Source organism: Azohydromonas sediminis, assembly GCF_003574675.1.
Classification (GTDB): domain Bacteria; phylum Pseudomonadota; class Gammaproteobacteria; order Burkholderiales; family Burkholderiaceae_C; genus Calidifontimicrobium; species Calidifontimicrobium sediminis.
Map to the genome: position 1 here is coordinate 14468 of NZ_QOAZ01000007.1, position 26298 is coordinate 40765.

Annotated in this window: 19 protein-coding genes; 14 read left to right on the forward strand and 5 right to left on the reverse strand. The window is 73.2% G+C overall.

Annotated features, from left to right (window positions below; genetic code table 11):
• From chlG to DRV96_RS05705, 3 genes are all read right to left on the reverse strand, one after another.
• Positions 1–882, reverse strand: coding sequence for a chlorophyll synthase ChlG (chlG, locus tag DRV96_RS05695; protein ID WP_119288925.1), 882 nt, complete (start codon positions 880–882; stop codon positions 1–3).
• A 111-nt stretch (positions 883–993) separates the two neighbouring features.
• Positions 994–2436 carry a transcriptional regulator PpsR gene (ppsR, locus tag DRV96_RS05700; protein WP_119288744.1) on the reverse strand — a complete coding sequence of 481 codons (1443 nt, stop codon included), beginning with the start codon at positions 2434–2436 and terminating at the stop codon, positions 994–996.
• Between the two features lie 71 nt (positions 2437–2507).
• Positions 2508–3326 (reverse strand): cobalamin B12-binding domain-containing protein, encoded by an 819-nt coding sequence (locus tag DRV96_RS05705; RefSeq protein ID WP_162910958.1) that lies wholly within the window; start codon positions 3324–3326, stop codon positions 2508–2510.
• Between the two features lie 501 nt (positions 3327–3827).
• On the opposite strand from DRV96_RS05705, the gene bchF reads away from it, so the two are divergent.
• The 14 genes from bchF to DRV96_RS05775 all read left to right on the forward strand — a co-directional run bounded on the left by bchF (position 3828) and on the right by DRV96_RS05775 (position 22241).
• Positions 3828–4367, forward strand: coding sequence for a 2-vinyl bacteriochlorophyllide hydratase (gene bchF / locus DRV96_RS05710; RefSeq protein ID WP_119288749.1), 540 nt, complete (start codon positions 3828–3830; stop codon positions 4365–4367).
• Entirely contained in the window at positions 4364–5653 is a 1290-nt protein-coding gene (locus tag DRV96_RS05715; RefSeq protein WP_119288751.1) for a ferredoxin:protochlorophyllide reductase (ATP-dependent) subunit N, read from the forward strand. The genes bchF and DRV96_RS05715 overlap by 4 nt, the downstream gene beginning before the upstream one ends.
• Before the next feature lie 11 nt (positions 5654–5664).
• Positions 5665–7281 carry a ferredoxin:protochlorophyllide reductase (ATP-dependent) subunit B gene (gene bchB / locus DRV96_RS05720; protein WP_119288754.1) on the forward strand — a complete coding sequence of 539 codons (1617 nt, stop codon included), beginning with the start codon at positions 5665–5667 and terminating at the stop codon, positions 7279–7281.
• A 49-nt stretch (positions 7282–7330) separates the two neighbouring features.
• Positions 7331–11068, forward strand: coding sequence for a magnesium chelatase subunit H (locus DRV96_RS05725; protein WP_235823299.1), 3738 nt, complete (start codon positions 7331–7333; stop codon positions 11066–11068).
• Positions 11065–11988 carry a ferredoxin:protochlorophyllide reductase (ATP-dependent) iron-sulfur ATP-binding protein gene (gene bchL / locus DRV96_RS05730; protein WP_119288758.1) on the forward strand — a complete coding sequence of 308 codons (924 nt, stop codon included), beginning with the start codon at positions 11065–11067 and terminating at the stop codon, positions 11986–11988. Before DRV96_RS05725 ends, bchL begins: the two co-directional genes overlap by 4 nt.
• Positions 11988–12686: a magnesium protoporphyrin IX methyltransferase gene (gene bchM, locus DRV96_RS05735; RefSeq protein ID WP_119288760.1), complete on the forward strand. Its 699-nt coding sequence runs from the start codon at positions 11988–11990 to the stop codon at positions 12684–12686. The genes bchL and bchM overlap by 1 nt, the downstream gene beginning before the upstream one ends.
• Entirely contained in the window at positions 12683–14143 is a 1461-nt protein-coding gene (locus tag DRV96_RS05740) for a BCD family MFS transporter (protein ID WP_119288762.1), read from the forward strand. Before bchM ends, DRV96_RS05740 begins: the two co-directional genes overlap by 4 nt.
• A gap of 35 nt (positions 14144–14178) precedes the next feature.
• Positions 14179–14988 (forward strand): photosynthetic reaction center subunit H, encoded by an 810-nt coding sequence (puhA, locus tag DRV96_RS05745; protein WP_119288764.1) that lies wholly within the window; start codon positions 14179–14181, stop codon positions 14986–14988.
• 34 nt (positions 14989–15022) lie between these two features.
• Positions 15023–15685, forward strand: coding sequence for a photosynthetic complex putative assembly protein PuhB (gene puhB / locus DRV96_RS05750; RefSeq protein WP_119288766.1), 663 nt, complete (start codon positions 15023–15025; stop codon positions 15683–15685).
• 15 nt (positions 15686–15700) lie between these two features.
• Positions 15701–16156, forward strand: a complete 456-nt coding sequence (gene puhC, locus DRV96_RS05755) for a photosynthetic complex assembly protein PuhC (RefSeq protein WP_119288769.1) — start codon at positions 15701–15703, stop codon at positions 16154–16156.
• A gap of 24 nt (positions 16157–16180) precedes the next feature.
• A complete protein-coding gene (gene acsF, locus DRV96_RS05760; RefSeq protein WP_119288771.1) occupies positions 16181–17254 on the forward strand; it encodes a magnesium-protoporphyrin IX monomethyl ester (oxidative) cyclase in 1074 nt (357 codons plus the stop codon).
• 24 nt (positions 17255–17278) lie between these two features.
• Positions 17279–18103 carry a putative photosynthetic complex assembly protein PuhE gene (puhE, locus tag DRV96_RS05765; RefSeq protein WP_119288773.1) on the forward strand — a complete coding sequence of 275 codons (825 nt, stop codon included), beginning with the start codon at positions 17279–17281 and terminating at the stop codon, positions 18101–18103.
• Between the two features lie 79 nt (positions 18104–18182).
• Positions 18183–19709, forward strand: a complete 1527-nt coding sequence (locus tag DRV96_RS05770; RefSeq protein ID WP_119288775.1) for a class I adenylate-forming enzyme family protein — start codon at positions 18183–18185, stop codon at positions 19707–19709.
• Between the two features lie 126 nt (positions 19710–19835).
• Positions 19836–22241 (forward strand): methyl-accepting chemotaxis protein, encoded by a 2406-nt coding sequence (locus DRV96_RS05775; protein ID WP_162910959.1) that lies wholly within the window; start codon positions 19836–19838, stop codon positions 22239–22241.
• A 219-nt stretch (positions 22242–22460) separates the two neighbouring features.
• Here the strand turns inward: DRV96_RS05775 and DRV96_RS05780 are convergent, their stop codons facing one another.
• Entirely contained in the window at positions 22461–25298 is a 2838-nt protein-coding gene (locus DRV96_RS05780; RefSeq protein WP_119288779.1) for an EAL domain-containing protein, read from the reverse strand.
• Complete coding sequence (locus tag DRV96_RS05785; RefSeq protein ID WP_119288782.1) at positions 25295–26293, reverse strand: ABC transporter substrate-binding protein; 999 nt, start codon at positions 26291–26293, stop codon at positions 25295–25297. Before DRV96_RS05785 ends, DRV96_RS05780 begins: the two co-directional genes overlap by 4 nt.
• Between the last annotated feature and the right edge of the window lie 5 nt (positions 26294–26298).

The following is a 26298-nucleotide window of genomic DNA, read 5'->3' on the forward strand; positions in this document are numbered from 1 at the left end:
TCAGCTCCCGCCGCCCGAGCGCAGCGCGAACGCGCTCGCGAGCATGCCGATCACGTACAGCGTCACGCCCAGGCCGCTGTACGCCACGGCGTGGCGGCGCGGGTCGTCGAGGAAGCGGTCCATCAGCGCCAGCTGCAGCAGCAGCAGGCCGCCGACCGCGAGTGCGTGGCCGGTGTGTCCCCAGCCGATCAGCAGCAGCACGACGGCCAGCTGCGCCAGCGCCATGAACCAGCACGCGACCTTGGCCGCGCCCATCACGCCCAGGCGCACCGGCAGCGACTGCACGCCCATCTGGCGGTCGCCCTCGATGGCCTTGAAGTCGTTGAGCGTCATGATGCCGTGCGCGCCGGCGCTGTACAGCGCGGCGAGCACGATCGAGTGCGGGTGCGGCATCGCGCCGCCGGCCATCACGGCCGAGCCGGTGAACCACGCCAGCCCCTCATACGACACCGCGCACGCGGCGTTGCCCCACCAGCCGTTGTTCTTCAGCCGAAACGGCGGCATGCTGTACATCCAGGCCAGCAACAGCCCGAGCACGGCTGCCGCGAAGCCCCAAGGCCCCAGCAGCGTGGCCACCGCGAGCGACAGGCCGGTCCACAGGAGCGCGATGTACAGGCCCCAGCGCCCCGGGACACGGCCCGACGGAATCGGGCGCTGCGGCTCGTTGATCGCGTCGACGTGGCGGTCGAACCAGTCGTTGACGGCCTGGCTCGTGCCGCACACCAGCGGCCCGGCGAGCACGACGCCGATCACGATCAGTCCCCATCGCCCCTGCGCAGGCACGCCCGAGGCCACCACGCCGCAGCCGAAGGCCCACATCGGCGGGAACCAGGTGATGGGCTTGAGAAGCTGGACAACGGCCGACGGGACGGGAAACGGCATCGCCTCGATCTTGACGCTGACAACACAGAGCGTCAACCATTGTTGACACTTCCGCTGACGCCGCGTCAAGGTGGCCAGACGGACGGCGCGCGCCGGGCCGCCGCCGCGCGGCTATTCCTCGCTGTCGGAGGTCAGGTCGCCGAGTTCGTAGCGCCGCATCTTGACGTACAGACTCTGGCGCGACAGCCCGAGCATCTCGGCCGCCGAGGCGCGGTTGTCGTTGGTCAGCTGCAGCGCCGCCTCGATGCACAGCTGCTCGATCAGGTCGGTCGTGTCGCGCACGATCTCCTTGAGCGGCACGCGCCCGACGAGCTCGGTCATCTGCCCGACCGACCGTGGCAGCTCGCGCGCGGCGCGCCCTTCGGCGCCACCGGCCGGCAGACGCAGACCGACGTCGCGGATCACGAAACCCAGGCAGGGGGGGTCGACCCCTTCGACCGCGACCGCCGAGACCTCGACCTCGACGGTCGAGCCCACGGCGCCGCGCAGCTGCGTTGCAAACAGGCGCACGACGCCGCTGCTGCGCAGCGTCGTGATCAGCACGCTCATCTCGACGCCGGTGCGCCCGAGCCAGGTGCCCAGCAGCTGCCCGCGCGCCTGCTCCTCGCTGTTGAGCTGCGCCAGGTCGAGGAAAGCGCGGTTGGCGCTCAGCACGCGGCCGTCGGCGTCGGTGATCACGAAGGCGTCGGGCGCGACTTCCATCAGGCGCGCGAGCATCAGGTGACCCTCGTCCTCGGGCGCGGCGCCGGCGTTGGCCGTCGGCGACACGCGCACGAGGAAGTGCGAGGTCTTCTCCTGGCGGAACAGCGACAGCGACACCAGCACTTCGCGCCCGTCGGCCAGGCGCGCACGCTGCTGGTCGCCGCGGCCGGTGGCCCGCACGGCGGCCAGCGTCGCTTGCAGCGTGGCCGCCGTCTCGGGCTCGAAACTCTCCGGCAGCGTCCAGCCCGAGCGGCGCAGCGCATCGCCGAACAGCCGGCTGGCGGCCGGGTTGGCCTCTTCGAGGCGCAGCGTCGACGCGTCGAGGATCAGCACGGCCTCCGAGGCGACCTGAAACAGCAGCCGGTAGCGCGTCTCCATGTGACGCAGGCGCCAGTAGTCGCGCTCCATCGTCTGCTGCGCCTTGACCAGGCGCTGCTGCAGCGCGACGTTGGCGCGCAGGTCGCGTGCGAATGCCACGCGCCGCCCGACGGCCGCGGCGCGCGCGCCACCGCGCGGCAGCGCCACCGCGGTGTACATCAGCGGCAGGTCGGGCGCGCCGCCGGCCTGCGGGTGGTTGATGTGGCGCCACTTCGGTGCCGTGCGCGCCGCCGCCGACTCCGCCAGCAGCGCCTCGACTTTCGGCCGGCTCTCGGCCGTGACGGTCTGCGCCCAAGGCTTGCCGATCCAGGCACGGCAGTCGACGTCGAGCCCCTCGCCGGAGCAAGCGACGTCGACGATCACGCCGTCGTCGTCGAGGATCAGCGCGATGTCGGCCGCGGCGGCGATGATGGCGGCGGCAGCGGTGGCATCGAGGTCACCGAGGGCATGGGCGGGCGCGTCGAAAGCTTTCATGAGGTGGACTTTCGTCCGCGCTGCGACATCTTCAGTTCCTCGGCAGTCGGGGGTTCAGCAACTCCAAATGACTAATTTTGCATTCCATGGCGGCTGACGATTCGCTCGGCCATCGCCGGCGCGTGACGTCCGTCGGCGGCATACAGGTCGGCGCCCACGCGCTGCACGATCTCGGGCTGTTGGCCGAGCAGCGGCCCGCCGACCATGATCACGACGTGGCCGTTGCGGCTGGCCTGCCGCACCGCCGCGATGCACTCGGCCAGCCGATCGACGTGGCCGTCGTGTCCGAGCGAGAAGCCGACGACGTCGTACCACTCGCTGCCCACCAGCGTCGCAGCGTCTTCGCCGTTCTCCCACGGACCACCGGCGACGTCCCAGCCGGCACGGCGGAAGAACTCGGCGGCCATCACGAGCCCGAAGGTGTGCTGCTCGCCCGGGCTGGGCAGCAGCAGGATGCGACGGTCGAGCTCGCGTGCCGCGCCGGCTGCGGCGGGCTGCGCGAGCTGCGCACTCGTCTCGCGAAGCACACGCTGCAGCCGCCCGAGCCCGAGCGTCACCTCGGTGAAGTCGCACAAGTCCTGGTTCCACAACTCGCCGAGGTGGCGGGCGGTGGGTGCCAGCAGGTCGTGAAAGACGGCCTCGACCGCCACCCCGCGCGCCAGCAGCGTCTCGACACAGGCCTGCGCGGCATCCTCGTCCGACTCGAGCACGAGGCGCGCGAACTCCTCGACGTCGTGGGCGCCGAGCGCCGGACCGTCGAGCGCGACCGTCGGGCACGTCGGCGCACCGCGGTGCGCCATCATCAGGCGCGGGATGATCTCGTGCTCGATCGCCTGCGCGAGCCGCGCCAGGCGCCGGTCCGCGTCTGACGGCGCGTGCGGACCAGGCACGGCGGCGGATCCCTCGGCGGCCACCGCACCCTGATCGCCCGGGCCGCCGTCTGCGTCGGTTTGCCTCTGTGCGGGAGGTGCGCCTCGAACCGAACGTTCCATCTGCTCCCTCCGTGCGAAGTACGAGAGCAGCGCCCCTGCCAACCGTGCCGGCCACGCCTTGGCACGCGAACGAAACGCGCTCCCGAGACGCTTGCGATGGACAGCTCGGTCTGTGATCTCACCCGCCGTGCTCACCGTCCGCGCTCCGTGCGTTTCTACAGGCGACCCGGCACGCAGTCAACCGGCACGACCCTCCGCCCGCCGGGAGTCGAGCCACTGCCCCTGCCGCGCGGATCCGCATGGCATCGACTGCCCCATGCCGGTTCCACCGGTTCGAAGCATCATCGGCAATCCCGCCGCGTCTGTCAACGTGTCTTTACGTCTAGCCTGATTGACAGTCTGCGGGTGCCGGTCTAGATTCGACCCCGCGGGTGATCGTCTCGCCCGACGAGGAAGTCGATGGCACGAGCCAGGCCCCGAGCAGCCGTTGCGCGGACCCTGTACACCGCCGAGGAGCGCCGCCGGCGTGACGAAAGCCGCTGGACCGTCGTCCAAGGCATCTTGGCGCCGGTGCAGTTCGCCGTCTTCCTGGTCAGCCTCGCGCTGGTGCTGCGCTTCGTCGCCACCGGCGAGGGCTATGCGGCCGCCACGTGGTCGATCGTCGTCAAGACGATGCTGCTGTACGCGATCATGGTCACCGGCTGCATCTGGGAGAAGGTCGTGTTCGGGCGCTATCTGTTCGCGCCGGCCTTCTACTGGGAAGACGTGTTCAGCATGCTCGTGCTCGCGCTGCACACGACCTACCTCGTCGCGCTCGCCACCGGCTCGCTCTCGCCGATGCAGCAGATGGCGCTCGCGCTCTCGGCCTACGCCGCCTACGTGACCAACGCGACGCAGTTCTTGCTCAAGCTGCGCATGGCGCGCCTCGAGCACGCACGCGAGCAGCACGAGCGTGAGGCGCAGCAGCGCCGATTCGGCACCGCGGGAGCGGGCACGTGAGCGCCGTGATCGCGCTGCAACCCGTGGGCGACGGCTGCGTCGACGCCCCCGTGCTGCGCGAGCGCGGCCAGCGCGAGGTGTTCTGCGGCCTGACCGGCATCATCTGGCTGCACCGCAAGATCCAGGACGCGTTCTTCCTCATCGTCGGCTCGCGCACCTGCGCGCACCTGATGCAGTCCGCCGCCGGCGTGATGATCTTCGCCGAGCCGCGCTTCGGCACCGCGATCATCGACGAGCGCGACCTCGCGGGGCTCGCCGACTGCAACGCCGAACTCGACCGCGTCGTCGCGCGCCTGCTCGAGCGCCGGCCCGACATCCGGTTGCTGTTCCTCGTCGGCTCGTGCCCGTCGGAAGTCATCAAGCTCGACCTGTCGCGCGCGGCGCAGCGCCTGAACGCTCGGTTCGCGCCGGCCGTGCGCGTGCTGAACTACTCCGGCAGCGGGATCGAGACGACGTTCACGCAGGGCGAGGACGCCTGCCTCGCGGCGCTGGCCGCCGAGCTGCCGGCCGAGGCTGCCGGCGCGGCGCCGTCGCTGCTCGTCGTCGGCACCCTCGCCGACGTCGTCGAGGACCAGTTCGCGCGCCTGTTCGCGCAGCTCGACGTCGGGCCGGTGCGCTTCTTCCCGCCGCGCCGTTCGGGCGAGCTGCCGGCCGTCGGCCCGAACACGCGCTTCCTGCTGGCGCAGCCGTTCCTCGCCGACACCGCGCGCGTGCTCGAGGCGCGCGGCTCGCAGCGGCTGGCGGCGCCCTTCCCGCTCGGCATCGAAGGCACGACGGCGTGGCTGCGCGCGGCGGCGCATCCGTTCGGCGTCGGCGCCGAGCGCTTTGAGCGCGTGACGGCACCCGGCCGCGAGCGCGCCGCGGCGGCGCTGGCGCGCCACCGCCCATGGCTCGAGGGCAAGCGCATCTTCTTCTTCCCCGACTCGCAGCTCGAGGTGCCGCTCGCGCGCTTCCTCGCGCGCGAGCTCGGCATGCAGCTCGTCGAGGTCGGCACGCCGTACCTGCACCGCCAGCACCTCGCCGACGAACTCGCATGGCTGCCTGCCGGCACCGCGCTGTCGGAAGGCCAGGACGTCGAGCGCCAGCTCGACCGCTGCCGCGCGGCGCGGCCCGACCTCGTCGTCTGCGGGCTCGGCCTCGCGAACCCGCTCGAGGCCGAGGGGATGACGACGAAGTGGGCGATCGAGCTCGTGTTCACGCCGATCCACGGCTACGACCAGGCCGGCGACCTCGCCGAACTGTTCACGCGCCCGCTCGTGCGGCGCGACCTGCTGGCCGCGGCGTAGGGGCAAACGCGATGCAGCTCACCGTCTGGACCTACGAAGGCCCGCCGCACGTCGGCGCGATGCGCGTGGCCACCGGCATGAAGGGCCTGCACTACGTGCTGCACGCCCCGCAGGGCGACACCTACGCCGACCTGCTGTTCACGATGATCGAGCGCCGCGCCGAGCGCCCGCCGGTCACGTACACGACGTTCCAGGCGCGCGACCTCGGCAGCGACACCGCCGAGCTGTTCAAGACCTCCGCGCGCGAGGCGTTCGAGCGCTTCCGCCCGCAGGCGATGATCGTCGGCGCGTCGTGCACCGCCGAGCTGATCCAGGACGACCCCGGCGGCCTCGCGAAGGCACTCGACCTGCCGGTGCCGGTGGTGGCGCTCGAGCTGCCGAGCTACCAGCGCAAGGAGAACTGGGGCGCCGCCGAGACGTTCTACCAGCTGGTGCGCGCGCTGGCCGGCCCGGCCGAGCCCAAGGGCGCGACGCGCCCGGCGCGCGCACCCGGCACGCGGCCGCGCTGTAACCTGCTCGGGCCGACGGCGCTGGGCTTCCGGCACCGCGACGACGTCGCCGAGATCACTAAGCTGCTCGCGCGCCTGGGCGTCGACGTCAACGTCGTCGCGCCGATGGGCGCGACGCCGGCCGACTTCGCGCGCCTCGGCGACGCCGACTTCAACGTCGTGCTCTACCCCGAGGTCGCACACACCGCGGCGCAGTGGCTGCAGCGCACGTTCGGCCAGCCGGCGACGAAGACGGTGCCAATCGGGTTCGGGGCGACGCGCGAGTTCGTCGCCGAGGTCGCGCAGCTCGCCGGCGTCGACGCCTCGGCCGTGCTCGCCGACGCCTCGGCGTCGCGCGCGCCGTGGTACTCGAAGTCGGTCGACTCGACCTACCTCACCGGCAAGCGCGTGTTCGTCTTCGGCGACGCGACGCACGCGGTGGCCGCCGCGCGCGTCGCGGCACGCGAGATGGGCTTCACCGTCGTCGGCCTGGGCACCTACGGCCGCGAGTTCGCGCGCGAGATCCGCGCCGCCGCGGCGCTGTACGGCGTCGAGCCGCTGATCACCGACGACTACCTCGAGGTCGAGGCCCGGGTCGCCGAGCTGCAGCCCGAGCTCGTGCTCGGCACGCAGATGGAGCGCCACATCGCCAAGCGCCTGGGCATCCCCTGCGCCGTGATCTCGGCGCCGGTGCACGTGCAGGACTTCCCGGCCCGGTACTCGCCGCAGATGGGCTTCGAAGGCGCGAACGTGTTGTTCGACACCTGGGTGCACCCGCTGATGATGGGGCTCGAGGAGCACCTGATCGGCATGTTCCGCGGCGACTTCGAGTTCCACGAGGACGCCGCGCCGTCGCACCTCGGCCGCCCGGCCCCGCCGCGCGCCGAGCCGGCCGCCGCCGCAGCCGCCACGCCACCCACGGTCGCCAGCGTCGAGGCAACGCCGGCCACGGCGCCTGCGAGCGACGCCGCCGGCGTCGCGGCCTGGACCGCCGACGCCGAGTGCGAGCTGAAGAAGATCCCGTTCTTCGTCCGTGGCAAGGCCAAGCGCAACACCGAGCGCTTCGCGCTCGAACGCGGTCTCACCACCATCACGATCGACACCCTTTATGACGCCAAAGCGCACTTCAGCCAGCGCTGAGCCCGGCGCGTCGAGCGGCGCGGTCGACACCCGTGTCGTGCTGGTGACGATGGACAGCCACATCGTCGGTGCCGCCGCGCGCGCGCAGCGGCGTCTCGCGAAGCTGCTGCCAGGGCTGCACTTCACGGTGCACGCCGCCGCCGAGTGGGGCGACGACCCCGAAGCGCTCGAGCGCTGCCGCGACGACATCGCACACGCCGACATCGTGATCGTCACGATGCTGTTCATGGAGGAGCACTTCCTGCCGCTGCTGCCCGCCCTGCAGGCCCGGCGCGACCACTGCGACGCGATGGTGTGCGCGATGTGCGCCGGCGAGGTCGCCAGGCTCACGCGCATGGGCAAGTTCGACATGTCGGCGCCGGCGAGCCCGCTGATGGCGATGCTCAAGAAGCTGCGCGGCAAGGCCGGCGGCGGCAAGGACGGCGCGGCGTCGGCGAGCGCCGGCGCGCGCCAGATGGCGATGCTGCGCCGCGTGCCGCAGCTGCTGCGCTTCATCCCCGGCCCGGCGCAGGACGTGCGCGCCTATTTCCTCACCCTGCAGTACTGGCTCGCGGGCTCCGAGGAGAACATGGCGCACCTCGTGCACTACCTCGTCGACCGCTACGCCGCCGGGCCGCGGCGCGCGCTGCACGGCGTGGCGAAGCCGCAGCCGCCGGTCGAGTACCCCGAGGTCGGCGTCTACCACCCGCGCCTCGACGGGCGGCTCGCCGACAGCGTCGCGGCGCTGCCGCGCGTGGCCACGAGCGGCAAGCGCGGCACGGTGGGCGTGCTCGTGATGCGCTCGTACCTGCTGGCGGGCAACAGCGCGCACTACGACGGCGTGATCACCGCGCTCGAGGCGCGCGGACTGCGCGTCATCCCGGCGTTCGCCAGCGGCCTCGACGCACGCCCGGCGATCGAGCGCTTCTTCCTGCAAGACGGCCAGCCCGTCATCGACGCGCTGCTGTCGCTCACCGGTTTCTCGCTCGTCGGCGGCCCGGCGTACAACGACGCGCACGCCGCCGAGGAGACGCTCGCGAAGCTCGACGTGCCCTACGTCTCGGTGGCGCCGGTCGAGTTCCAGACGCTGCAGCAGTGGGGCGCGTCGCAGCGCGGCCTGATGCCGGTCGAGGCGACGATGATGGTCGCGATTCCCGAGCTCGACGGCTCGACGAGCCCGATGGTGTTCGGCGGCCGCGCCGACGCCGGCCACACGCGCTGCACCGGCTGCGCCAAGGGCTGCACCTTCGACGACGTGGACGGCACCCACGACATGCAGGTCTGCAGCGAGCGCGCCGATGCGCTTGCCGCGCGCATCGCGCGCCTCGTCGACCTGCGCCGCGGCGATCGCGCGCAGCGCAAGGTCGCCTGCGTGCTGTTCAACTTCCCGCCCAACGCCGGCAACACCGGCACCGCGGCGTTCCTCGGCGTGTTCGAGTCGCTCTACAACACGCTGGCGGCAATGCGCGAACGCGGCTACGTCGTCGACTTGCCGCCCAGCGTCGACGCGCTGCGCGAGCGCATCATCCACGGCAATGCCGAGCAGTTCGGCGCGCCGGCCAACGTGCACGCGCGCATCGCGGCCGACGAGCACGTGCGGCGCGAGAAGTGGCTCAAGGAGATCGAAGCGCAGTGGGGCCCGGCGCCGGGGCGCCAGCTCAGCGACGGGCGCTCGATCTGGATCCTCGGCGAGCGCTTCGGCCACGTGTTCGTCGGTATCCAGCCGGCGATGGGCTACGAGGGCGACCCGATGCGGCTGCTGTTCGAGCGCGGCTTCGCGCCGACGCACGCATTCAGCGCGTTCTACCGCTGGCTGCGCGAGGACTTCAAGGCCGACGCCGTGCTGCACTTCGGCACGCACGGCGCGCTCGAGTTCATGCCCGGCAAGCAGTGCGGCCTGTCGGGCTCGTGCTGGCCCGAGCGGCTGATCGGCGACCTGCCCAACGTGTACCTGTACGCGTCGAACAACCCGAGCGAAGGCACGATCGCCAAGCGCCGCGCCGCCGCGACGCTGGTGAGCTATCTGACGCCGCCCGTCGCGCAGGCCGGGCTCTACCGGGGGCTCGTCGACCTGAAGGCCTCGATCGAGCGCTGGCGCGCGCTGCCGCCCGACACCAGCCACGAGCGGCGCGAGCTCGCGCTGCTGATCCAGGCGCAGGCGGCCGAGCTCGAGATGGCCGCCGCCGAGCCGACGTGGGACGATGACGCCGAGGCGCGCGTCGCGCAGCTCGCGCAGCAGGTGTTCGAGCTCGAGGTCACGCTGATCCCGCACGGGCTGCACGTCGTCGGCCGCGTGCCCAGCGCCGCCGAACGCGTCGACATGCTGCTCGCGCTGGCCGCGGCCGCGCACGGTGCGCGCCCGCCGCGCGCCGCCGTCGAGGCCCTCGTCGACGGTCACAGCCCGGAAGACGCCCTCGCGCTGGCCGCCGGCAGCGACGTCACGCTCGACGTGCTGCGCTCGCTCGCCGACAGCGCCAGGCTGCTCGCCGAGGACCACGAGATCGACGGCATCCTGCGCGCGCTCGACGGCCGCTTCGTGCGTCCCGCGCCCGGCGGCGACCTGCTGCGCACGCCGCAGATCCTGCCGACCGGCCGCAACCTGCACGGCTTCGACCCGTTCCGCATCCCGAGCGCCTATGCGATCCGGGACGGCGCGCGGCAGGCGCAGCGCCTGCTCGACCGCCACGCCGCCGACGGCCACGCGCTGCCCGAGTCGGTCGCACTCGTGCTGTGGGGCACCGACAACCTGAAGACCGAAGGCGCGCCGATCGCGCAGGCGCTGGCCCTCGTCGGCGCGCGCCCGCGCTTCGACGGTTACGGGCGGCTGGCCGGCGCCGAGCTGGTCCCGCTGGAACAGCTCGGGCGCCCGCGCATCGACGTCGTCATCACGCTGTCGGGCATCTTCCGCGACCTGCTGCCACTGCAGACCCGCCTGCTGGCCGAGGCTGCGTACCTCGCGGCGGCGGCCGACGAACCGGCACACCTCAACTTCGTGCGCAAGCACGCGCTGGCGTACCAGGCCGAGCACGGCTGTGACCTCGAGACGGCGAGCCTGCGCGTGTTCGGCAACGCCGAGGGGGCCTACGGCTCGAACGTCAACTTCCTCGTCGACAACGGCCGCTGGAACGACGAGGACGAACTCGCCGAGACCTTCAGCCGCCGCAAGGGCTTCGCGTACGGCCGCAGCGGCCGCCCGCGCCAGCAGCCGGCGCTGCTGCAGAGCGTGCTCGCCGGCGTGCAGCTCGCGTACCAGAACCTCGACTCGGTCGAGCTCGGCGTCACGACGATCGACACCTACTTCGACACGCTCGGCGGCATCAGCCGCGCGGTGCAGCGCGCCAAGCGCGCGCGGCTGGGCGACGGCGCCGCGCTCGCACCGGTGTACATCGGCGACCAGACGCGCAGTGCCGAGGGGACGGTGCGCACGCTCGCCGAGCAGGTCGCGCTCGAGACACGTACGCGCATGCTCAACCCGAAGTGGTACGAGGGCCTGCTCGCGCACGGCTACGAGGGCGTTCGCCAGATCGAGGTGCACCTGACGAACACGCTGGGCTGGTCGGCCACCACCGGCCAGGTCCAGCCCTGGGTCTACCAACAGCTGACGCAGACCTTCGTGCTCGACCCGGTGATGCGCGAGCGCCTCGCGCGGCTGAACCCCACCGCGTCGGCCAAGCTCGCGAGCCGGCTGCTCGAGGCCTGCGAACGCCAGTACTGGCAGCCCGACGCGAAGACGCTCGACGCGCTGCGCGAAGCCAACGAAGAACTCGAGGACCGCCTCGAGGGCGTGTACCAGGGAGCCCCCGCATGAACGTCGCCACCGTCGCGCTGGCCGACCTGAAGCGCAGCGCCGCCAACCCCGGGCGCCGCCCCGACGGCGAGGGCAGCGTGCAGGTGCAGATGGACCCGAACCTGAAGATCGGCACCGCGAAGGTGTTCGCCGTCTACGGCAAGGGCGGCATCGGCAAGAGCACGACGTCGAGCAACCTCAGCGTCGCGTTCAGCAAGCTCGGCAAGCGCGTGCTGCAGATCGGCTGCGACCCGAAGCACGACAGCACCTTCACGCTGACGAAGAAGCTGATGCCGACCGTGATCGACGTCCTCGAGTCGGTCGACTTCCACGCCGAGGAGCTGCGCCCGGAGGACTTCGTCTGGGAGGGCTACAACGGCGTGATGTGCGTCGAGGCCGGCGGGCCGCCGGCGGGCACCGGCTGCGGCGGCTACGTGGTGGGCCAGACCGTCAAGCTGCTCAAGGAGCACCACCTGCTCGAGGACACCGACGTCGTCATCTTCGACGTGCTCGGCGACGTCGTGTGCGGCGGCTTCGCCGCCCCGCTGCAGCACGCCGACCGCGCGCTGATCGTGACCGCCAACGACTTCGACTCGATCTTCGCGATGAACCGCATCGTCCAGGCCATCAGCGCGAAGGCCAAGAACTACCACGTGCGCCTGGGCGGCGTGATCGCCAACCGCAGCGACGCGACCGACCAGATCGACAAGTTCAACGACCGCGTCGGCCTGAGCACGCTCGCGCGCTTCCCGGCGCTCGACGCGATCCGCCAGTCGCGGCTGAAGAAGGCCACGCTGTTCGAGATGGACCCCTCGCCCGAGGTCGAGGCGGTGCAGCAGGAGTATCTGCGTCTCGCCGCCCGCCTGTGGGCCGGCACCGACCCGATCGCACCCGCGGCACTGAAGGACCGCGAGATCTTCGACCTCCTGGGCTTCGACTGATGAGCGCGCAGACGTACACCCAGCGCCGCAGCGAGATCGAGCACTACTTCGACCGCACCGCGGCCGACGCGTGGGCGCGGCTGACTTCCGACGCGCCGGTGGGCCGCATCCGCGCCACCGTGCGCGCCGGGCGCGAGCGCATGCGTGCGACGCTGCTGTCGTGGCTGCCCGCGGACCTCAGCGGCCGACGGCTGCTCGATGCCGGCTGTGGCACCGGCGCGCTGGCCGTGGACGCCGCGCGCCGCGGCGCGCACGTCGTCGCGATCGACCTGTCGCCGACGCTGGTCGACCTCGCGCGCGAGCGGCTGCCGGCCGAGCTGCGCGAGCGCATCGACTTGCGCAGCGGCGACATGCTCGACCCGGCGCTCGGCGCGTTCGACCACGTCGTCGCGATGGACTCGCTGATCCACTACCGCACCGCCGACGCGGTGCGCGTGCTGGCTGCGCTGGCGCAGCGCACGCGCGTGTCGATCGTGTTCACGTTCGCGCCGCGCACGCCGGCGCTCGCCGCGATGCACGCGGTGGGCCAGTGGTTCCCGCGCGGCAACCGGTCGCCCGCGATCGAGCCAGTGGCCGAGGCCGACCTGCACCACCGCCTGCGCGCCGAGCCGCTGCTGGCCGACTGGTCGGCCGCGCGCACGCTGCGCGTGGCCAGCGGCTTCTACACCTCGCAGGCGCTGGAGCTCGTGCACCGATGAGCACGCCCGCCGCGCGCCCGACCCTGTCGTCGCAGCTCGTGCGCGGCTGGCGGCGCGTCAGCCCGCGCTTCCTGCCGTTCGCCGATGCGGCCAGCGCCGAGCTGCCGCTGCCGCGGCTGCTGCGGCTGTCGCTGTTCCAGGTTTCGGTCGGCATGGCGCTCGTGCTGCTCAACGGCACGCTCAACCGCGTGATGATCGTCGAGCTCGGCGTGCCGGCGTTCCTCGTCGCGACGATGGTCGCGCTGCCGCTCGTGTTCGCGCCTCTGCGCGCGCTGATCGGCCACCGCTCGGACCACCACCGCTCGCTGCTCGGGTGGAAGCGCGTGCCCTACCTCTGGTTCGGCACGCTGCTGATGTTCGGCGGCTTCGCGATCATGCCGTTCGCGCTGCTCGTGCTGTCGGGCGACGCGCACGGGCCGCTGCGGTGGGGCCAGCTCGGCGCCGCGCTCGCGTTCCTGCTGGTGGGCGCCGGGCTGCACACGACGCAAACCGCCGGGCTGGCGCTGGCCACCGACCTCGCGCCCGAGGCGACGCGCCCGCGCGTCGTCGCACTGATGTACGTGATGCTACTCGCCGGCATGGTCGTCGCGAGCCTGGGCTTCGGCGCGCTGCTGGCCGACTTCCGCCAGGTCAAGCTGATCCAGATCATCCAGGGCGTCGCGCTCGCGACGATGGTGCTGAACCTGATCGCGCTGTGGAAGCAGGAGCCGCGCCGCCCGCGCGAGACGGCCCCCGAGCGGGCCCGGCCGACGTTTCGCGCCAGCTGGCGGCAGTTCACGGCCGGCGGCCGCGCGAGCCGGCTGCTCGTCGCGCTCGGACTGGGCACTGCGGCGTTCAGCATGCAGGACATCCTGCTCGAGCCCTACGGCGGCCAGGTGCTGCACCTGGGCGTCGGCGCCACGACGTCGCTGACGGCGCTGCTGGCCGGCGGTTCGCTCGCCGCGTTCGCGCTCGCCGCGCGCTGGCTCAGGCAAGGCTCCGACCCCTGCCGCCTCGCCGCCGGCGGCGCGCTGGCCGGCATCGCCGCGTTCGGTGCCGTGATCTTCGCGGACCCGCTCGGCTCGGTCGCGCTGTTTCGCGTCGGCGTGGCCTTCATCGGTTTCGGCGGCGGGCTGTTCGCAGTGGCCACGCTGATCGCTGCGATGGACCTCGCGCAGGGCGGCGCGCGCAACGGCATCGCGCTCGGCGCCTGGGGCGCCGTGCAGGCCACGGCGTCGGGGCTCGCGATCGCGGCCGGCGGTGCGCTGCGCGACGGGGTCTCGGCGCTGGCCACCGGCGGCGCCCTCGGCCCGGCGCTGGTGTCGCCGACGGTCGGCTACAGCTTCGTCTACCACCTCGAGATCGCGCTGCTGTTCGCCACGCTGGTGGCGATCGGCCCGCTGGTGCGACTGCGCCGCGAGGTGCCGTCGTCGTCCACGTCCACCCCCCGATTCGGGCTCGCCGAGTTTCCCGGCTGACCCGCGGCACGCACTTTCGACAGGAGGCCAACACCATGGGAACCGGCGCTCTGACAGGCTACATCGACGTTGCGCAGATCGTGCTCTACGTCTTCTGGGCGTTCTTCGCGGCGCTCATCTTCTACCTGCACCGCGAGAACAAGCGCGAGGGCTACCCGCTCGAGAACGAGCGCTCGAAGCACGTGAAGGTGCAGGGCTTCCCGCCGATCCCGGCGCCCAAGACCTTCCTGCTGCGCGACGGCTCGACGTTCCAGGCCCCGAGCTACCACAAGCCCGAGCCGGCCTACTCGGCACGCCCGGCGGCCCCCTGGCTCGGCGCGCCGATCGAGCCGGTCGGCGACCCGATGAAGGCCGGCGTCGGCCCCGGCGCGTACGCGATGCGTGCCGACGTGCCCGACCTGACGCTCGACGGGCAGCCGAAGATCGTGCCGCTGCGCAACGACCCGGACCACGACGTCGCGCATGGCGACCCCGACCCGCGCGGCGCGCCCGTCATCGCCTACGACGGCAAGGTCGCCGGCACCGTCGTGGACCTGTGGGTCGACCGCTCGGAAGCCGTGTTCCGCTACCTCGAGGTCGAGCTGCCCGGCGGCAAGCGCGTGTTGCTGCCGATGAACTTCACGCGCATCAACGCGCCCGGCAGCCTGAGCGACTTCCTGTTCGGCCGCATGAAGGACCGCACCGTCAAGGTGCGGGTGCGCTCGCTGCTCGCCCACCAGTTCGCCGACGTGCCGACGACCAAGCACCCCGACCTCGTGACCCTGCTCGAGGAAGAAAAGATCATGGCCTATTACGGCGCCGGCACGCTGTACGCGACGCCGCAGCGCCAGGAGCCCCTGCTGTGACGCCTGCGGCGGCCCGCGCCGCCTGGAGACCCCGATGAGCGGCATGGAACACGACTTCGAACCGGTGCGCGGCCTGCCCGAAGCCTTGCCCGCCGGCGAGCACATCGTCTGGCAGGGCGCGCCGCGCTGGCAGCGGCTGGCCATCGACGCGTTGCACGTGCGCAAGGTCGCCGTCTACTTCGCGCTGCTGCTCGCCTGGCGCGTCGCCGACGTGCTCGCCGCCGGCGGCGGCGCCGGTGCGGCGCTCGCGGCGGCGGCGTGGACGTTGCCGCTGGCTGCAGTCGCGATCGGCCTGCTGCTGCTCATCGGCTGGCTGATGGCGCGCACCACCGTCTACACGCTGACCGACCGGCGCATCGTGATGCGCGTGGGCGTCGTGCTGGGCATCGCGTTCAACCTGCCGCTGTCGCGCATCGCCAGCGCCGCGCTGCGCCGCCACCGCGACGGCAGCGGCGACATCATGCTCGCGCTGTCGGGCCCGGACCGCATCGCCTACCTGCACCTGTGGCCGCACGCGCGGCCCTGGTTCGTGCGCCAGCCGCAGCCGATGCTGCGCGCGCTGCCCGACGTCGATCGCGCCGCCCGACTGGTGGCCGACGCACTGGCAGCCTCGGCCGGCCAGCCGCGGCCGGCGTTGGCCGATGCCCCGGTGCCCGGGCGGTCGGTACCCGCGGCCGGCACGGCCGTCGCCGTCTGACACGAAGGAGGCCTCATGGGTTCGCCGAGCCACGTCCACCCGCCGTTCCCCACCGCGATCCTGCGCGCGACCGGCGCGATGATCGTCGGCGTCGTGCTCGTCGTCGCGTTCGTGCGGCTGACCGGCATCGGCGCGGCGACGACGCCCCCCGCCGCCGTCGTCGAGCAGCGTGAGCTGCGCTTCGCCGACCGCGACGACGGCGGCATCGACGTCTACGACGCGCGCGACGGCCGCCTCGTGCGTCACATCGAGCCAGGCACCCACGGTTTCCTGCGCGGCACGATGCGCGGGCTCGCGCGCGAGCGCAAGCGCCAGGACGTCGGCGCCGACCTGCCGTTTCGGCTGATCGCCCACGCCGACGGGCGCATGACGCTCGAGGACCCGGGCACCGGCCGCCGGGTCGACCTCGGCTCGTTCGGCCCCACCAACGCCGCCGCCTTCGCGCAGCTGATGGCACGCGACAGGCCCTGACGCCCCCCGACGACGGAGACCGCCATGAACACTACCACCGCCCCCGTGCCCAAGGGCGTCTCGGCCGAGGCCACCGCGCGCGCACGCGCCGACTCGATCATCGCGCCGCGCTTCTACACGACCGACTTCGCCGCCTTCGACCGCCTCGACGTCGGCCCCGTGCGCGCCGAGTGGGACGCGATGATGGCCGAGTACGAAGGCGACAACAACCACGATCACTTCCAGCGCGACGCGGCGTTCCGCGACGAGATCCGCGAGCTGCCGCCCGAGCTCGACCGCGAGTTCAAGGACTTCCTGATCAGCTCGATCACCTCCGAGTTCAGCGGCTGCGTGCTCTACAACGAGATCAAGAAGCACGTCACGAACCCCGACGTGAAGCAGCTGATGGAGTACATGGCGCGCGACGAGTCGCGCCACGCCGGCTTCATCAACCAGTCGCTGAAGGACTACGGCATGGGCGTGGACCTCGGCGACATCAAGCGCACGAAGAAGTACACCTTCTTCAAGCCGAAGTACATCTTCTACGCGACGTACCTGTCCGAGAAGATCGGCTACGCGCGCTACATCACGATCTTCCGCCAGCTCGAGCGCCACCCCGACAAGCGGTTCCACCCGATCTTTCGCTGGTTCGAGCGCTGGTGCAACGACGAATTCCGCCACGGCGAGAGCTTCGCGCTGATCATGCGTGCCCACCCGCACCTGCTGCGCGGCGGCAACCTGCTGTGGATCCGCTTCTTCCTGCTCGCCGTGTTCGCGACGATGTACGTGCGCGACCACATGAGGCCGCAGCTGCACGAGGCGATGGGGCTCGCGTCGACCGAGTATGACTACACGGTGTTTCGCATCACGACCGAGATCAGCAAGCAGGTGTTCCCGATCTCGCTCGACATCGACCACCCGGCGTTCCGCGCCGGCATGCAGCGGCTGTTCGCCTGCATGTCGAAGGCCGCCGACGCGACGGCGCGCGGCGGCGTCGTCGGGCAGGTGCAGCGCGCGTGGTGGAGCGCGGGCGCGGCGCTGACCTTCGCGCGGCTGTACCTGCTGCCGGTGAAGTCGCACGCGCTGCCGCAGCAGGTGCGCCTGCAGCCGGCGTGGTGAGCCCACCGCCTCCGGAGTCCGCCGATGACGCTGTACCTCGGCCCGGTGCTGTTCACGCTGTTCGTGTGGTGGTTCAGCACCGGCGTCATCCTCTACCTCGACGGGCTGCCGCGGCGCACGTTCAAGGTCACGCTGGCCGTCGCGACCGCGCTGCTGCTGCTCGCACTGCTCGGGCTGTACGCGACGCGCGACGACACCCGCCTCACCGGCGCCTACCTTGCGTTCACCTGCGGCGTCGTCGTGTGGGCGTGGCAGGAGATCGCGTTCCTGCTCGGCGTCGTCACCGGTTCGCGGCGCGAGCCGCTGCCGCTCGGCGCACAGGGCTGGCCGCGCCTGCGCTACGCGGTGCAGGCCGTGCTGCACCACGAACTGGCGCTGGTCGTGCTGTTCGCGGCGGTGCTGGCCGCCACGTGGGGGGGCGAGAACCTGGTCGGCCTGTGGACCTACGTGATCCTGTGGGTCATGCGCCAGAGCGCCAAGCTCAACATCTTCCTCGGCGTGCGCAACCTCAACGAGGGCTTCCTGCCGCCGCACCTGGCGTACCTGCAGACCTATTTCCGCCGCGCGCCGGGCAACTCGCTGTTCCCGCTGTCGGTGCTCGCCTCGACGGTCGTCGCCGCGCTGCTGTGGCAGGCCGCGTTCGCCGACGGCATTGCCGACGCCGCGGCCGCCGGGCTGGTCTTCGCCGCGACGCTGCTGTCGCTCGCGGTGCTCGAGCACTGGTTCCTCGTGCTGCCGCTGCCGTCCGAGCGGCTGTGGGACTGGAGCCTGCGCTCGCGCCGCGCGCCGCGCGTCGACGCGCCACCGGCGGTGGCCGTCGCGCCGGTCGCCTCACCGCCGCGGCACTGACGACCGTCCGCCGCGGCCGCGTGCCGCAACGCCGGCTACGATACGGCGCGTCCGACCCGCCCCTATCCCCTGAGTTGCGATGAACCCCGCCCTGTGGCTCGAGCGCAGTGCCCGGCTGCACGCCGCGCGCCCGGCGCTGGGCTGCGGGCCTGCCGTCACGCACAGTTATCGCGACTTCGCCGACGCCGCAGCGTGCACCGCAGGCTGGCTGCGCGCCGCCGGCCTCGCGCCGGGGGACCGCGTCGGGCTGTACCTGCGCAATGCGCCCGAGTACCTGCTCGCGCTGTGGGGCACGTGGTGGGCGGGCGGCGTCGTCGTGCCGATCAACGAGCGCCTGCACGGCCGCGAAGCAGGCTGGATCCTGCAGCACAGCGGCGCGAGGCGGGTGTTCGTCGACGGCGCGCATGCGCAGGCGCTCGCCGGCTTCGTGCCCGACGGCTGCGCGATGCACGACGTCTCCGGTGAGCCGGCGCCGTGGCGCCACGGCCCCGCGCTGCCGGCACCCGTCGAGCGCGCGGCCGGCGACGCCGCGTGGCTGTTCTACACCTCGGGCACCACCGGCCGGCCGAAGGGCGTGACGCTGACGCCGCGCAACCTGCGCGAGTGCGCGATGGCGTACCTCGCCACCGTGCAGCCGCTGCAGCCGGGCGACGCCTGCCTGCACCCGGCGCCGCTGAGCCATGGCAGCGGCATGTACCACCTGCCCTATGTAATCGCGGGCGGCGTCAACGTCGTGCCGGCCAGCGGCGGCTTCGACGCCGCCGAGGTGTTCGCGCTGGCCACACACTGGCGCCGCGCGTCGTTCTTCGCCGCGCCGACGCTCGTCAACCGGCTCGCCGCGCACGCGCGCGAGCACGGCGCCGACACGTCGGGACTGGCCACCGTCGTCTACGGCGGCGCGCCGATGTACCTCGCCGACCTCGTCGCCGCGCGCGAGGTGCTGGGGCCCCACCTGGCGCAGATCTACGGCCAGGGCGAGAGTCCGATGACGATCACCGTGCTTGCGAGGCACGTCCTCGAGGACCGCGCGCACCCGCGCTGGGCCGAGCGAGCCTCATCGGTCGGCGTCGCACAGCCCAACGTCGAACTGTCGATCCGCGACGCCGACGGCCGTGAACTGCCCATTGGCACGCCGGGCGAGGTGTGCGTGCGCGGCGACGTCGTGATGGCCGGCTACTGGCGCGACGCCGACGCCACCGCGGCGGCGATCCACGACGGGTGGCTGTACACCGGCGACATCGGCCGCCTTGACGACGAGGGCTTCCTGACGCTGCTCGACCGCAGCAAGGACCTCGTGATCAGCGGCGGCCACAACGTCTACCCGCGCGAGGTCGAGGAGGCGCTGCTGCTGCACCCGGCCGTGGCCGAGGTCGCCGTCGTCGGCCGCCCCGACCCCGAATGGGGCGAGTCGCTGGTGGCGTACGTCGTGCCGCGCGGCGTGCCGCCCGACGACCTCGCGGCACGGCTCGACGCGCACTGCCTCGAGCACATCGCGCGCTACAAGCGGCCCAAGGTGTACCGCGTCGTCGACGCGCTGCCGAAGAACCACTACGGCAAGGTGCTGAAGACCGAGCTGCGCGCGCGCGAGGCGCAGTCACGCGGCTGAGGCGCGGCTGCGCCGCGCGCCCCCGCCTCAAGTCGCGGGCGGCTGCTCCGATAACGCAACGTGCCGCCGGTGCCGGCCCTGCCGGCACTCGTGCCGACGCCACCCCCACACAGGAAGGAGACCCCAATGTCCTCGCCCCTGTCCTTCGCTCTGGCGCCCGGCATGGCGCTGATGCGGCGACTGCGCCTGCCCGCCAAGATCACACTGACCGGGATGATGCTGTTCGTCCCGCTGCTCGTGCTGCTGGCGCTGGCGCTGTCCGCGGTGCGCGGCGAGCTCGCCTACACGCGCCAGGAGACCGAGGGCGCGCGGCTGGTCGGCGCGCTGCTCGACGTCGCGACGCCGCTGCAGGCGCACCGCGGACTCACGAACCGCGCGCTGTCGGGCGACACCGCGGCCACCGCCGCGCGCGACGCGACGCGGCAGGCGCTGCGCGCAGCGCTGGGCGCCGTCGACGAGCGCGTGCGGGCGCTGACGGCATTTCGCATCGACGACGCGTGGCCCCCGACGCGCGACGCGATCGCGGCGCTGGCCGAGGGCCGGCACGACGCGCAGCGCACGCGCGCGTTCGCGCAGCACAGCGAGCAGGTCGAGGCGCTGCGCCAGCTGCTGCAGCTCGTTGCCGAACGCTCGGGGCTGCTGTTCGACCCCGAGCCCGCGTCGTACTACCTGATGTCGATCGCCGTCGATCAGCTGCTGCCGTGGACCGAGTCGCTCGGCGTGCTGCGCGGCCAGGGCGCGGCGCTGCTCGCGCGCGGCGACGCCAGCGCGCACGAGCGTGCGCAGATGCTCGCGCGCGCCGAGGCGATGCAGCGCCAGCTCGGCGAGCTCGAGGCCCGCATCGCCGCACTGCAGCGCGCCGGCGTCGCGCCGCCGGCGGCGTTCGCCGACGCCGCGGCCGCGGCGCGCGCCTACGCGCAGCGCGTGCAGGCCGTGTTCGAAGTCGACGCGGCGCTGACCGACGAACCGGCGCCGTTCTTCGACCAGGGTACGGCGGCGATCGCGCAGGCCGTGGCCGTCAAGGGCCAGGTGCTGCAGGCGCTCGACGACGCGTTCGCGCAGCGCAGCGACGCGCTGCAGTGGCGCGCCGCGCTGCAGACGGCGGCCACGCTGGCCGGGCTGGCGCTGCTCGGCTACTTCGGGCTGTGCTTCTACCTCAGCTTCACCGGCGCGCTGAAGGCGCTCACGCGCGGCGTGCAGGCCGTGGCCGACGGCAACCTCGCACACCGCTTCGCGATCCGCGGACGCGACGAGCTGGCCGACATCGGCGCCGTCGTCGAGCGCATGGCCGACCGCCTGTCGGCGATGGTGGCCGAGATCCGCAGCAGTGCGGTGCGCGTGTCGGGCACCGGCGAGCAGCTCGCGCACGACAGCGCCGCGCTCGCGCAGCGCACCGAGGAGCAGGCCGCCAGCCTGCGCCAGTTCGTGACCACCGTCGAGGAGCTCAGCGCCGCGGTGGCGAGCAACGCCGAGCAGGCGCAGCTGCTCGACCAGGTCACCGGTGACCTGCACCAGCGCGCCGATGCCGGCGGCGCCGCGATGCGCGACACCGTGGCCTCGCTCGGCGCGCTCGAGGCCGGCTCCAAGCGCGTCGGCGAGATCATCGGCGTCATCGACGGCATCGCGTTCCAGACCAACATCCTCGCGCTCAACGCCGCCGTCGAGGCTGCGCGCGCCGGCGACGCCGGCCGCGGCTTCGCGGTGGTGGCCAGCGAAGTGCGCGCGCTCGCACAGCGCAGCGCCAACGCCGCGGCCGAGATCCGCACGCTGATCGCGCAGTCGGGCGAGCAGGTCGGCGCCACCGTCGAGCGCGTGCAGGGCATGAGCGGCTCGCTGCAGCAGATGGTTGACGGCGTGCGCGACGTCTCGGCGCGGCTGCGCCACATCGCGCAGGCCAGCGCCGAGCAGAGCCGCGGCCTCGAGGAGATGGCGCGCAGCGTCGGCAACCTCGACGAGATCACGCGCCGCAATGCGGCGCTGGTCGAGGAGTCGACCTCGTCGTCGCAGGATCTCGTCGAGCGCGCGGCCAAGCTCACGCAGGCGGTGTCGTCGATCAAGCTGCGCCAGGGCAGCGCCGACGAGGCACGGGCGCTGGTCGAGCGTGCGCTCGCGCTGATCCACGCGCGCGGCCGCGCCGCGGCGGCGCCGGTGCTGCACAGCACCGACGAGGGCTTCGTCGACCGCGACCTGTACGTGTTCCTGCTCGACCGCCAGGGCCGCTACGTGCTGCACGGCGCCAAGCCGACGATGGAAGGCAAGCGCGTGCACGAGGTGCCCGGCATCGACGGCGACCGCTTCGTGCGCGACGCCTGGGCCGCCGCCGACGCCGGCGGCGGCTGGGTCGAGTACGACATCGTCAACCCGGCCACCGGCCAGGTGCAGCCCAAGGCCTCCTTCGTGCGCCCGCTCGACCGCGACGTGCTCGTCGGCTGTGGCGTGTACCGCCACGTGGAGACCACCGCCGCGGCGCACGCGCCGCTCGCCGAGCCGCCCGTGGTGACGCGCACGGCCCCCCGGCTGGCCGCGGCCTGACCCGCCGCCGGCCCGCCACGCCCGCCCTGCGCGGGCGCCGGGGCCGACGGCGCCCGGATGTCACCAGTCGCGATGCGCTCGGGCGACGGTGGCTGCCTCACCGCCGCGACGCATCGGGCGACGCCGCGCGGTCGCCAGCCGATGCCACCCGACGCCCCGGGCCCTGCGCCGATCGCTGCACCCTGACGAAGACGCTGCGACGACGGGGTCTGCGTGCGTTCAGCCCAAGGCAACGCCCGCGAGCCGGGCTGGCGCGAGCCGCGACCGCCAGAACGTCTCGAAGTCGGGCACGGCCAGTGCCGGTGCGACGAGGAAGCCCTGGAAGCTGTCGCAGCCGCGCTCGCGCAGGAACGCGAGCTGCGCCTCGGTCTCGACGCCCTCGGCGAGCACCTGCAGTCCGAGCGCGTGGCCCATCGCGATCACGCTCGACGCGATCTCGACGTCGTCGCCGTCGTCGGGCAGCCCGGTGACGAACGAGCGGTCGATCTTCAGCCGGTGCACCGGGAAGCGCTTGAGCTGCGCGAGCGACGAGTAGCCAGTGCCGAAGTCGTCGATCGCCAGCCGCACGCCGGCCGCATCGAGCCGCGCGAGCGCCTGCGCCGTCGCGTCGCCGGCCATCAGCACGCTCTCGGTGATCTCGAGCTCGAGGCACGCCGCGGGCACACCGTTGGCCTCGAGCTCGGCGACGACGCGCGCGGCGAAGTCGCCGCAGCGCAACTGGCGCGCGCTGACGTTGACGGCCAGCGTGATCGGCGGCCAGCCGGCGTCGGCCCAGCGGCGCGCCTGCCGGCACGTGGCACGCAGCACCCACGCGCCGATCTCGTCGATCAGCCCGCTCGCCTCGGCCACGCCGATGAAGCGCCCCGGCAGGATCAGGCCCTCGTCGGGGTCGCGCCAGCGCAGCAGCGCCTCGGCGCCAACGACACGGCCGCTGGCGACGTCGATTTGCGGCTGCCAGTGCAGCTCGAGGCGCTCTTCGGCCAGCGCGCGCTTCAGGCGCGCCTCGGTGCGCAGCTTGTCGCGCACCGCGGCGGTGAGCTCGTCGCTGTAGAAGCGCACGACGCCGCGGCCGTCGCCCTTGGCGCGGTACAGCGCCGCATCGGCGTGCGCCATCAGCGTCGAGGCGTCGGTGCCGTGCGCCGGAGCCATCGCGATGCCGATGCTGCACGCCACCGCGATCTCCTCGCCGTCGACGCCGCGCCACGGCTGCGCGAGCGCGGCCTGCAGGCTCGCGGCCAGCCGCGCCGCGGCGTCGGGCTCGGCGACGTCGTTCATCACGAGCGCGAACTCGTCGCCGCCCAGCCGCGCGAGCGTGTCGCTGCGGCGCAGCCGCTGGCGCAGGCACGCCGCGACGTGCTGCAGCAGGCGGTCGCCGGCGGCGTGGCCCCAGCTGTCGTTGACGTCCTTGAAGTGGTCGAGGTCGAGCAGCAGCAGCGCGACCTGCGTGCCGTGCCGCTCGGCGGCAGCCAGCGCCTGGTCGAGGCGGATGTTCAGCAGCAGCCGGTTCGGCAGCTGGGTCAGCACGTCGTGGTGCGCGAGGAAGTCGAGCCGCTCCTCGGTCTGCTTGAGCTGCGAGATGTCACTGCACACGCCGACGTAGTGCGTCACCTTTGCGCCGGCGTCGCGCACCGCGCTGATCGACACCAGTTGCGGCACCCGCCGCCCGTCGCGCGTGCGGGCGACGATCTCGCCCTGCCAATGGCCCACGCGCGTGACGTCGCGCCCGATCGTCTCGAAGACAGACGCGTCGTGGCCGTCCGCGACGAGCAGCTGCGGCGTACGGCCGACGAGTTCGTCGGGCGCGTGGCCGAGCGTGCGCGCCAGGGCCGGGTTGACGGCGACGATGCGCTGCTGCGCGTCGGTGATCAGCACGCCCTCGCGCGTGTGCTCGAACACGGCCTGCGCGAGCCGCAGCCGCTCTTCGGCCTGCAGACGGCCGTGCAGGTCCGACAGGACACCCGAGAAGCGCACCGCCCGCCCCTGCGCGTCGCGCTGCACGCCACCGCGACCGAGGAACCAGCGGTACTCGCCGTCGAAGCAGCGCAGCCGGTAGCTCGCGGCGAACGGCACCCCGTCGTCGATCGAGCGGCGCACCGCCGCGAGTGCGGCCTCGCGGTCTTCGGGGTGCAGCCGCTCGCGGAACACGAACGCGTCGCGAAAGCCCGGCCCCGGATGGCGCAGCAGCCTGGCGAAGCCGTCGCTGTACTCGACGCGGTCGCTGACCAGGTCCCACACCCAGCCGCCGTCGCCACTGGCCTCCAGCGCCAGGCGCAGGCGCTGCGCGCTCGCCTCGCGCTCGGCGTTCGAGTCGGCGAGTGCGCGCAGCATCGCATCGAAGGCCTCGCCGAGGCGCCGCACCTCGGCCGCACCCGACGGCACGACGCGTGCCACCGGAACACCGGCGCGCGCCGCGTCGGCGGCCTGCGTCAGCGCCCCCAGCGGCTGCACGACGCGGCGGTGCAGCCACACGCCCAGCAGGGCGAGCAGCAGCGCGGTCGCGGCCACGTCGGGCACGCGCGCGCGCAGCACCTGTGCCGTCAGCGCCTCGCGCTGCGGTCGCGCATCGAGCGTGAGCCACACCAGCGCCGGCGCGCGGCCGCGCAGCGAGTCGTCGCTGCCCGCGAGCTCGACGCGCTGCGCCAGCGCGAGGCGACCGCCGTCGAGCCACGCGAGCTGCGCGTCGTCGCCGCGCAGCGCGCGCTCGGCGAGCCCGGCGTCCCAGCCGTCGAGCGTCGCGGCCGCGGGCAGCCCCACCCATGCGCGGTACTGGCCGTGCAGCACGCGGCCCTCGGCAGAGACGACGGCCAGCGCGCGCAGCTCGCGCACCGCGGCCGCGTGCGCGAAGTCCTGCACGAAGCGCGGGTCGGCGACGCTGACGCCCGTGGCCATGCGCACGAGGTGAACGACCTGCGCGCGCGCGTCGCGCTCGAGCTGCCGTGTCAGCTCGGCGTGGCGAGCCGACAGCGCATTGCCCATGCTCAGCGCGATCGCGAGCACCCACAGCACGGCCAGCACGAGCGGCACGTGCCAGCGCAGCGACGACGGGCGCGCCGTCACGCGCTCGCCCCTGCGTCCGGCGGCAGGTAGGCGTCGTCGCCGAGCGTGTTCAGCGGCGCGGGCCGCTCGAGCAGCCGGCCGTCGAGCATGACGCCCTGCAGGTCGGCGGCCGCGCGCGCGAGGCGCACCCGCAGCCACTCGCGCTGCGCCGCCAGCGGCACCAGGGTCAGTCCGGTGAACAGCGCGTCGACCTCGGCGTCGGCGATGCCCAGACGCGCGGCCAGCGCCGGGCGCACCGTAGCGGCATCACGCTGCCACGCATGCTGCGCCGCGAAGTGCGCGGCCAGCCACGCGCGCAGGCCCGCCGCGTGCGGCTCGCGCGCGTCGGCGCGCACGGCCAGCACGTCGACGATCGCGCCGGGCATGCGCGCGCTGTCGAACAGCACGCGCGCGCCCTGCGCCAGCAGCGCGCGTGCCGCCGCGCCGTAGGTCACGACGGCGTCGACCTCGCCGCCGGCGAGCGCGGCGCGGTGGCGCTGCATCGGCATGTCCACCGGCACGATCTCGTCGGGGCGCAGGGCCGCGGCCTGCAGCGCGCCCTTGAGGAGCAGCGCACCCACCGCACCGCGCTCGAGCCCGACGCGCCGCCCGCGCAGCGCCGCGAGCGACGCGACCCCGGGGCCGCCAAGCAGCATGTCGGCACCCTGCGACTCGTCGCACACGGCCACGGCGACCAGGTCGAGGCCGCGGCTGCGCGCGTACAGCATCTCGTCGAGCGTCAGGCCGGCGGCCTCGACGGTGCCGGCGTGCAGCGCGGTCAGGCAGTCGGTCGACGACGGCATCTCGACCAGACGCACGGCCCCGGCATCGAGCCGGCCGGCGACGCGCTCGGCCTCGGCGAACAGATACGGTGCCCAGTCGATGCCGGCCACCCGCAGCGGCGGCGCGCCGTCGCGCGCGCAGCCCGCCAGCGGTGCGACCACCGCCAGCGCCGCACAGGCGCGCAGCCAGCGGCGGCGACCCAGCGTGACGGCGTCGCGGGCGGGCGGGGGCATCGGAT